At 59.0% G+C, this 10,222-nt stretch carries 5 protein-coding genes and 2 pseudogenes; 6 read left to right on the top strand and 1 reads right to left on the bottom strand.

Annotated elements, in window-relative coordinates:
- Positions 1–193: 193 nt before the first annotated feature.
- From IC50_RS37370 to IC50_RS37345, 6 genes and pseudogenes are all read left to right on the top strand, one after another.
- A complete protein-coding gene (locus IC50_RS37370; protein ID WP_014497799.1) occupies positions 194–427 on the top strand; it encodes a hypothetical protein in 234 nt (77 codons plus the stop codon).
- A gap of 1,507 nt (positions 428–1,934) precedes the next feature.
- A complete protein-coding gene (gene ltrA, locus IC50_RS37365; RefSeq protein ID WP_035716678.1) occupies positions 1,935–3,176 on the top strand; it encodes a group II intron reverse transcriptase/maturase in 1,242 nt (413 codons plus the stop codon).
- A gap of 176 nt (positions 3,177–3,352) precedes the next feature.
- A pseudogene (locus tag IC50_RS37355) lies at positions 3,353–4,457 on the top strand (IS3 family transposase).
- 89 nt (positions 4,458–4,546) lie between these two features.
- Positions 4,547–5,592, top strand: a pseudogene (locus tag IC50_RS37350) (IS110 family transposase).
- A gap of 1,081 nt (positions 5,593–6,673) precedes the next feature.
- Positions 6,674–7,093 carry a DUF7694 domain-containing protein gene (locus IC50_RS44125; protein ID WP_011084853.1) on the top strand — a complete coding sequence of 140 codons (420 nt, stop codon included), beginning with the start codon at positions 6,674–6,676 and terminating at the stop codon, positions 7,091–7,093.
- 610 nt (positions 7,094–7,703) lie between these two features.
- Positions 7,704–8,600 (top strand): YopT-type cysteine protease domain-containing protein, encoded by an 897-nt coding sequence (locus tag IC50_RS37345; protein ID WP_011084854.1) that lies wholly within the window; start codon positions 7,704–7,706, stop codon positions 8,598–8,600.
- Positions 8,601–9,837: 1,237 nt separating this feature from the next.
- Here the strand turns inward: IC50_RS37345 and IC50_RS37340 are convergent.
- A partial coding sequence (locus IC50_RS37340) for a TCP-1/cpn60 chaperonin family protein (RefSeq protein WP_035716676.1) occupies positions 9,838–10,222 on the bottom strand: 385 nt, incomplete at its 5' end.

Genomic DNA, 10,222 nt, shown 5'->3' with positions numbered 1-10,222 from the left:
GTCATCACCCAGTTTCCCGCATAGCTCCTTGTCCCAACTCGTACAATCTAACGATGCATGCGATTCAAAGTCTCTTCATAAGACCGATGGTCTAAAGCTGTCGGGGGCTGTGGACTAGGGATCGACCGCTTCGGCAGCCGAGCCACGAGCGTCGCTCCTACGTGATGATACGGAGCGTAGGTGTCGCAATTGTTTGATCTACGAATTGCATGCTCTCGGCATGAATCCGAAAAGCAAACTCTACCAACCCGATCACTGGCGAGGCCGCGCGCAAGCAACGCGAAAGAAGGCGGCAGCGCTCGTTGACGGGAAAGCAAAAGACAGGTTGCTTAAGATTGCCTTCGAATACGACAAGTTAGCGCAGCGCGCCCTCGTGTGGCGGATGCGCAAAAATGAGGACGATACGTGGCCTGAGCAAGAGCTGTAAGCGCTGCTACGGCCAATCAAGGCTTCAGCCTTTTGAACTATACCCAACCCAAGGGCGAGGCTGATATCGCTCAACAAGCAAGTCAATCCCGCCTGCTCCGAGCGTTGCGGGAGCGAGGAGCGAGGCGGCCGGGCCGTCCTATGCCATAGGACGTGAGGGCGGAGCCGGCCGCTTGCCCAACGTTCCTTCAGGTCTCTTTGCTTCGTCAGCTTCTCGAAAGCTAGCTTTCACATAACGGTAATGCGGAGTACCAGTTCTCACTTGCAGTCAATCCGTTGCGCCTAACGAGGAAGCCCGGATGCCACCTGCGCGGTACGTCGAGCTGCTACTGGTCATTTTTGGCACTTAGCCGCGGCCGCAACGGCATATCAGTGTCTTTCATTTCAGACATCTGGGTTATGCGTCGGAATTCCTATTGCGGTCGCCGGAACAGCGCACTCTAAATCCAGGTCGCAGCGCGAATTGCGCGCCGGCATCAGGTTATTCGCAGCCGTGGCGGCTGCAGCATGCGATAGGCCCTAGAAGCCTCGCGCGGTCGCCATGCACGGGAGGCTGTCAGAAGAAGGCTGTGATGACCAAGTAGATTCCAGCCCAAAGCACCGCATTTATGAGAAGTGCGACGAGGAGCTCCCAGTTCCACCTTCTCTGCGGTTGCAAGGAGGGACGATCGGCGCCGAAATGCTTGATCATTGGGAGCTTTGTTGCGCGCGAATGTACGTCTCATTGCGCTGAGCGCCGGCCAACAGAAATATGCCAAGCTTTGCATGCCTCCTATCACTCATAAGCTAGCAGTCCTCTCTTCATAGGGCGGTAGGAGAAACGATGTTCGTTGCGTCGCGACCACTCGGCCGATTGATTGCTCGTGTATCTTCGGAACGGCAAGGTCGCGTTCGGCCCACGCAGCAAGCTACATGCCAGAAGGTAGAACTGTCGGCAGCGCCTTTCATTTGATGGGTTGGTCAAACGGAGCCGCTGCGCGACGTCGGAGTCGCGACATTCCTGTCGGAAACAAAACCCGCATTACCGTGTGCAACGAACACCGGCGGCGACGCCGGTGATGCTGTGTTGAAGATGGGAGTTTGGCCTCCCGGAGCCGGCCTTCAGGGGCAGGCTTCAAACCACCTCATGCTGCCGCGTTCAAAAGGCGCGGTGGTGAGCGATGAGGAAAAAGGCGGTGAATGAAACCGTCAGGTAAGTGACAAGAAGATGAGTGCAAGCGAACCGCCGATGACGTATCGAAATGGGTTCAAGATGCTGTCAAGACGGGCGTGGGGTAGTAGCGCTCGGAGGAGTGTGGGCGGAGCCTGTTTACGGCCCACGCGGCAGCCGGTGCATAGGCGGCATGATCTCGTCACAGGCTTCAACACGGAACGTCGGAACCTGACGCAATGCGTCAGGGGCGGAGCAACCCGTAATAGTGAGGAAGCGGCTGTAATGGCCGTGGAGCAAAGGGTTGCGTTATCCTGCCGGCGTCACTGCGCCAACCGGGAAGACCGGGAGGAGCACGGTGAACTCCGGCAAACCGTTGCCCATCACCAAGCGGATGGTGTGGGAAGCCTATAAGCTTGTGAAGAAGGGAAAGGCGGCGGGCGTCGATGGCCAGAGTCTCGAAGACTTTGCCGGCGATCTTGAGAACCACCGCTACCGGCTGTGGAATCGGTTGGTGTCAGGAAGTTACTTCCCGCCACCAGTGCGGCGGGTCGAGATTCCTAAGGCCGGCGGTGGGATTCGTCCTCTTGGCATACCGACGGTCGCGGACCGTATCGCCCAGATGGTGGTCAAACGGTGTCTGGAGCCGGTGTTGGATGGAGAATTTGATCCGGACTCCTGCGGCTACAGGCCCGGAAAATCGGCCCATCAGGCCATAGAGCAGGCGCGTAAGCGGTGCTGGCAGCACGACTGGGTCGTAGATCTCGACATCAAGAGCTTTTTCGACACGATCGATCATGAACTCTTGATGCGCGCGGTCTATCGACACACGAAAGCTGACTGGATCCGGCTCTACATTGAGCGGTGGCTTAAGGCTCCGGTCGAGATGCCCGATGGATCGGTTCGGGCGAGGACGACAGGCAGGTCTCAAGGGGGTGTGGTCAGTCCAATCCTGGCAAACTTGTTCCTGCACTACGTGTTCGATGTTTGGATGAAGGGGTCTTATCCCCACATTCCGTTCGAACGCTACGCCGACGACATCATCTGCCATTGCCGCACGCGGCAGGAAGCGGAGGAACTCAAATCGGCGCTGGAACGACGGTTTGCTGACTGCCATTTATTGCTGCATCCGGAGAAGACTAAAGTGGTCTACTGCGCTGACAGCAATCGACGGCGGTCCTACCCGCAGATCCATTTTGACTTCCTGGGCTTTAGCTTCCGCCCCCGTATGGCGAAGAGGTGGGGCAGGATCTTCACCTGCTTCCTTCCGGGCGTGAGTCCGAACTCTCTCAAGGAGATGAGGGCTCGCATTCGAGGATGGCGCTTGCCTCAGCACTCGCCGCTTCCGCTTGAAGACATCGCGCGTAGTCTCAGCCCCGTCCTTCGGGGCTGGGATCAATACTACGGGCGATTCTACCCGACGGAACTGCGTAGGCTCTATGAGTACTTCGATGAGCGCCTCGGCGCGTGGCTTCGGTGCAAGTACAAGCAACTGAAGGGCCATCGGGGACGGTCGTTGCGGAAACTCAACGAGATGGCGAAGCAAAATCCAAAGCTCTTTGTCCATTGGCAAAAGCTTGGACGGGCTACGGTTGGATAACAGGAGCCGGATGATGCGAGAGTATCACGTCCGGATCTGTGAGCGGCCGAGGGTGAAACTCCCTCGGCCTACTCGACAGCAAAAGGTGAGCGCCTCGCGAGCGTCATGCCGTATGACCTTGCCCCGTGGACTTAATCCAGATTGAAGTTCGCTCTGGCCGATATGAGGACCAGAGCATGAAGCGCAGCCGCTTTACGGAAGAGCAGATCATCGGGATTTTGAAGGAGCACGAAGCTGGCGTGTCGGTTGCCGATCTGTGCCGGAAGCACGGCGTCAGCGATGCCAGCATCTACAAATGGAAAGCCAAGTTTGGCGGGATGGAGGTCTCGGAGGCCAAGCGGCTGAGGACGCTGGAGGATGAGAACACGCGGCTGAAGCGGCTTTTGGCCGATCGTGGACGCCCACGGGATGAGCGAACGGCGGGCGTGTAAAGCCATCGGCTGTTGCCGCATGACCATCAGATATCGGACGACCCGGGCGGACGACGCGGCCCTACGCCAACGCATGAGAGCGATTGCCGAGGTGCGCCGTCGCTTCGGCTATCGGCGCCTGCATGTTCTGCTCAGGCGGGAGGGCTATCTGGTCAACCACAAGAAACTGTTCCGGCTCTACCGGGAAGAGAGGCTCGCGGTCCGTCGCCGTGGTGGCCGCAAGCGGGCGCTCGGGACCAGGGCGCCGATGGTGGTGCCGATAGCGCCGAATGACCGCTGGTCGCTCGACTTCGTCTCGGACCAGCTCACCGATGGCCGCCGCTTCCGCATCCTGACCGTGGTCGACGAGTGCACGCGCGAATGCCTGGCGTTGGTGGCCGACACCTCACTGTCGGGCTCCCGGGTGGCGCGGGAGCTGGACCGGCTGATGATTGAGCGCGGCAAGCCCAAAATGGTGGTCAGCGACAACGGCATCGAATTGACCAGCAACGCCATCCTGACATGGGCCGACCAGAGCCGTGTCGACTGGCATTACATCGCGCCCCGCAAGCCGACGCAGAATGCCTTCATCGAAAGCTTCAATGGCTGTCTCCGAGACGAATTGTTGAACGAGACGCTGTTCACGTCGCTGGCCCAGGCCCGCGTCGAACTCGGACATTGGCGGGCCGACTACAACGATACGCGACCTCACTCGCAACTCGGATGGAAAACACCATCGGAGTTTGCCTTCACCTGCAACCCGCGCCGGGATCTGGCGCTGCGCTATGCCGATGGCTCCGCGCCAGCTCCCGCCGCTGCCACCGCCCAACCGAGCAAATCCAACAGCCGGGGCGAACTCAGGACCGGATAAAACTTGATGTGGTGGAACGGCCCGCTCCAACAGCATCAAAGTGCTAGAACGTGGTCGTTGTTCGAACGCCACAAAGGAGGGACCGTTCCGTGAAACAGGTTATCACCATCGGGCTGGATCTGGCCAAGCACGTTTTCCAGGTTCACGGGGCGGATGCCGAGGGCTCACCCGTGTTCAACCGGAAGCTACGGCGCAGCGAAGTTCTGCGTTTCTTTGAGAAGCTGCCAGCATGCCTGGTGGGGATGGAAGCATGCGGTAGCGCCCACTATTGGGCGCGCGAGATCGCAGCTCTCGGTCATGAGGTCCGGCTCATTCCGCCGGCTTATGTCAAACCCTTCGTCAAGCGTGGCAAGACGGATGCGGCGGACGCTGAGGCCATCAGCGAAGCGGTGACCCGAAAGACCATGCGCTTCGTGCCGATTAAGACGGCTGAGCAACAGGCTGCCGCGATGGTGCTGAAGACCCCGCGCTCTTCTAGTGCGGCAGCGAACGCAATCGGTCAACGCGTTGCGCGCGCATCTGGCAGAATTGGGGATCATCGCCACCGCCGGCCTGGCAAAGGTTGAGGCGCTGGTCGCAATCATACGGGATGAGACAGATGCACGCCTGCCCGCAGCAGCGCGCTTCGCGCTGATGGCTATTGCCGACGAGATTGAAGCTTCAGCCGACCAGATCGAGAGGCTCGAGCGCGCAATCGTCGCGGAGGCCAAGCACGACGAAGGACATGCGTCGGTTGACCACGATCCCTGGCGTCGGCGCCATTACGGCGGCGACCATCAAAGCGCTTGTGCCGGATCCCGGCGGGTTCAAGTCGGCTCGCCACTTTGCCGCCTGGCTGGGATTGACGCCGCGGCCTCATTCAAGCGGAGGCAAAGAGCGGTTGGGACGAATATCGAAGATGGGAAATCCAGAACTCCGCTCTATCCTCGTTGTCGGGGCAACGGCCGTCTTGCGGCTTGTCCGAAACGACGTTCGGGCGCGGCCGTGGCTGAAGGCGCTTCTCGCCAGACGCCCCTTCAAGGTTGCCGCCGTCGCGCAGGCCAATAAGACGGCGCGGATCATCTGGGCGCTCCTGGACAAGGGCGAAATTTATCGGCGTCCCGACCCATTGGCGATTGCCGCGGTGACGCAGTGACCGCCAAAACGATCTGACCGGCGCAGGCCGGCAGAGGGCGAGGTGCAACAACAGGCGATGAACCCATGGGACGAAATCCCGAAACGAGTGAAGCTACTGCCCCCAATGCGCTCAAGCGCGTAAACTTGATTTAGCTCCTCGTTCCGCGGATCTCATCGAGGCCAGCGGCCATATTGTGCCGCGCGCAAAGGCCGGACATATGACCGCACCGTTCCAATGTGTGAAATCGACTGAAAAAGCTCTTGCCTCGCGGGCCGTTCCACATATGGGGGCAAGGTCACGTAGCCAACGCGTTAAGGGCCGCATCTTAGTGAGGCCTATAAATCGAGCGATATTTGCAGTGGCAGCCAATGAGATCGGTTAATCATTGTTCCTGACCGTTAGCTGACGATCGAGGTCGCAGCGGTCCGCTGGATGTGCCAGCTAAGAAGTGCATTCCAGACGTCTGCGGCTATGTACGAGCCGATTTGGACGCCATAAAACTGAATGGTTTTCACATAATTGACGCATTAGGACTGTTCAGCCTTTGCGAGAAGGCCGCAAGGGATCAAGTACACTCCCGCAGAAGCAGCAATGTCGCCCGGAGCTATCTGGTGCGGCAACTGCGAGCATCATGAAGTCTGGATTCCGCCGCCAATAGGAGAGCATGGCATGATGAGGGACAATTCATTGAAGACGAGATGAGGCCTCAAGAGCCGCCGACTTCGCATGCTCAAGCGTGATGTGCGCTCTGCCGGCGATGAGCAGTGAATGCCTGGCACCGATCAAGACTGCTTCGCCGCGGAGAGGCTCAATGGCGGACTTACATAAGTAGCGGGAAGATTCGATCGGCGGGTCGCCTAACTCAACGTACAGATCGTGCCGCCGCCCGTCCTCAGGCAACCGGCGGCACCGAGCGCAATTCGAGCACCAGAGGCATAACTAGAGGAGCGTGAGTGATGATAGACATCTACCGCTTTTGCGGATGGTGCGTTGTAGAGTGGTTCAGGAAAGCTGGGCCGAGAATCGCGGAGGTTGACTTGTTGCGCGACAACGTCCTCTACGTAGAGTTCAGGGCTATCCGAGAGGCAAAGGAGCGGGCGTGCGAGCGCAGGTGGTAGACAAGCTGGAGGCGGGCCGGGTGCAGCATGGCCGGTTCGCGACTGCTCCGGGATCAGGCCCTTGCGGTCTCTTCTTTGTGCAGGGGCCTTGCGGGTGTGAACTAAAGATAAGTGCATTTGTCCGTCCTGGGTGGGAGCATGTCGCTGTTTCGACACCGCGGCGTTGTCCAAACTGGGAGGAGATGTGCTTTGTCAAAGACATGTTCTGGGATGAAGAAGAGTGCGTCATGCAACTGCATCCGCCACATTCGCGTTATGTGAATAACAGCCGATATTGCCTTCATTTGTGGAGACCCATTTATCGAGACATTCCGATGCCGTCTCCGAGCTTCGTAGGCGTCGTTGGATTGAGTCCCTCAGATGCGGCAACGTTGTTCGCGCGGATGAGCGCGACAGCATGACGGACTGAGTTTACAATATCCGAGCACAAGGTGAGGCCGAGCGGGTGCACAAGCACCGGTTCGGCGTCCCGATGAGATGTCACAAGCGGGTGTATGTCAGGCTCGCTCGGCCGTTGCGGCGTGCAAGGCGGGCTGAGATGAAATGCCGCTGTCAAACAGGAGCAGCCTCAGAGCGAACAACAGCATCTCGCTCGCTGATAGCCGATCACGGGGCGAACTGGGGACGCGAATTGCGCGCTCTTTGGAGGCGAAGTTTTGGGCGCCGGGCGGCGCGGCACGATGAGGGTGAGATCGATCTCAAGCCCACGACCGAGCCTGGTTTGGTGAAGGCATCGTCTAACGCAGCCATCATCCTGACTGAAGCTGAAATTACACGAGCGCGACCTCTTTCACTGTGCAAGAGTCACTAGCTGGTCGGCCACCGCCTCACACCTGCAGCAGCGCCCGGAAGCTGGGACTGTCGCACAGCCAATTTGCCATGACGGCGATAGCTTCCCTAAGCTTGTGTGGTGGCCAGCTCCTCGTCAGTTTGCCGCGATATCGGTCGCAGGCAAGATGTGAGCAGCGCGCCCTCTGAGGAGACGCACGCGGAAGAAGCCGGTGAACCAGCATGTATAATCGAGTCGATGGCGAATACGCACATACTGAGCAAGCTGAGGAATCGAGTTGGCCCGCAGACGGTAGCGAATGTGCCCAAACACTCACCGAAATCGCGCGGCTGGAGAGCCTGGCGCCCGGCGAATTGTTCGATAGAATGGGGCTCTGCTTCAGCAAGCCGCATACCTCAGATGCAATCGATGATAGTTCAAACACCTCGGGCCTCAGCACATCCTCTCTGTCCTCCAGCTCCGAGTTATCCGTTGCCACTAGCCCTGTCCGTCCTCTGTTCGATTACAGGACGGCGGAATTGCCCCAAGCCAATGTCAGTGGAATCTGTGTTGGATTGGCCGCGGAGTGGCTCCTTGATCTCCCAAGCAGCGCTTCCTCCCGAATGGGGGTTCTGCTCCCGGGCACGGAAAATCACCGCTCGGCGGCAAGACGGCAGGAACAGTCTGAAAAGCTTAAGACTCAATTGAAAGAGGATAAGGCGGAAGGGTCTCACAATTTCCAGGCAAAAAGCACAATCTTGCGTGACGCCGGCCTAGAACCATCTGCTGAAGAGACGCGATATAGGTTTGGTACATCTTCGTGCATCGACAAGATCGTAAACGAGCTTGCGCAGGATCCATCCGTCCATTTGGTCAGCTTGAAATTCGTCCAACCTGGCGCCGGCACCCACACGATTGCAACGGCAACGTCGAATGGAACGACGATCCTCTCTGATCCTAACTATGGCGAATTTACTGTTCCGTCAGATCGGGTCGGAGGGTTGTTTAAGAGTCTTGCCGAGCGCTATAGCACCCTGAACAAACGTGATATTTCGGCGGTCGTCACACAAAGGATCAGGTATGGGCATCCCAATGCAACGGACCTTGCCCTATTCCCGCGCGCGGAACCTCATCGGTAGACACGAGGCAGCCGCATCGCCCGCTGTTTCACCCGCCGCGGTTTCTGTGGATGTTCAATCGATGCTCTCGATGGAAGTTCTCTGGAAGTAGTGCAGAGAGGGGAATGTTTAGCGACATAGGTTCGCCGGTCACTGAGGTTTGTGAGCCCCGCGCCATCGCGTGTCAGAGCAATCGCCTGCGCTTCCTCTCAGGCCGGACCGGCGGCCCGTTAGGCTAACCTCCTCGTAGGGTTGCGTTACCCGACGCCCAATCGCGCTCAGGGGGCCGGTCGGCAACCAAGCATCCACAGAGTCGGCACTAGCTGGAGCCGATCTGCTTCGGAATCACCGCCAGCCGCTTGTATAGTGAGCTCACCAACCAAATAGCTGCTGCCGGGGGCATCGGCTTGCCGTCGCACCGGCGCCTCAAAGCCAGTCATCGCTCGCCACGAGCTCCGCGACAATCCGCCTTCTCTCGTCGCTGGACTTGATTGACGGCTTCGGTGAGGACCTCATCCGCGATCTGACTCAGTGATATTGCAGCGCTGTGTTGTTCCAAGCTTCTCAATGGAATTGTGCGCCGAGCTGGAGCACTCTTTCACGGATTAAAGTGCCGAATAGTGCGAGTGACATCGCGAAGTTTGGACGAGGAGTTCCTGCGCGGAGCGCTCGCATGGGGGGTATTTAGCTAATTCGGATGACCGGCGCCCGGTAGCGTGGATCCGATTACGCGGGAAGCAGCGGGGGCGCTGGTCGGGTGGATGGATCAGACGCTGTCTCTGCCGCGCATGCGCGACTGGTTGAAGTTAGCAGGAGCGTGACTCGGCGCCGAAATCCCCACGCATACTCGGGGCGAGCGCTGTCCCTACCACGCGCCGCTAACTTCAAGAGTCATTGTACACCGAATAGCTGTCCAAAAGCTGACGAACCCGACGGCATGCATCCGGCGAGAGCGCCTGCGCGGGTTCATGCCCTGCTGCCTAGCACCCAGCCATCTGCCTAGTGGACGACCAACGTAAAATATCGTTAGCATAGACACATTCCATCCCCTCAGCGCGTCGTGCCGGACGCGGTCCTGTCGCCGCCAAGGAACGGTCACAAGCAAGTTGAGCCGGGGCCTGCCGCCGCGCACATGGATAGGCCGATAGGCCCATGGGCTGTATTCTTCGTCGACTGGCAGGCTACAGACCGCTCGCTGCAAAAAACCCTGACATTATCGCCAGGGTTTTGCATGCCATCGAGAATTTAAGGAGGCCGATCAGAAGTCCATACCGCCCATGCCGGGGGCCGCAGGCATTGCTGGACCAGCCGTAGCCTTCTTCGGCAGCTCGGCAACCATCGCTTCCGTCGTGATCAGCAGCCCGGCCACCGAAGAGGCGTTCTGGACCGCGATGCGCACGACCTTGGCCGGGTCAATGATACCCTTGGAAACGAGGTTGCTGTACTCGCCTGTCTGGGCGTCGAAACCAAAAGAGTACTGCTCGTTGTCGAGGACCTTGCCGACCACGATCGAACCGTCCTCGCCGGCGTTGATCGCGATCTGGCGGGCCGGCCAGGACAGCGCCTTACGCACAATCTCGACGCCGGTCTTCTGGTCGTCGTTCTCGGTGCGCAGACCCTTGAGCTGCTCGGAAGCACGGAGC

Source organism: Bradyrhizobium genomosp. I (2014), from assembly GCF_000261685.1.
Lineage (GTDB): Bacteria > Pseudomonadota > Alphaproteobacteria > Rhizobiales > Xanthobacteraceae > Bradyrhizobium.
This window is presented reverse-complemented; position numbering and strand designations above follow the sequence as displayed.

What these genes read in the sequence shown, in the direction of transcription:
- IC50_RS37345 (WP_011084854.1), top strand. Translation starts at nt 7,704, where the DNA reads ATGTATAATCGAGTCGATGGCGAATACGCACATACTGAGCAAGCTGAG.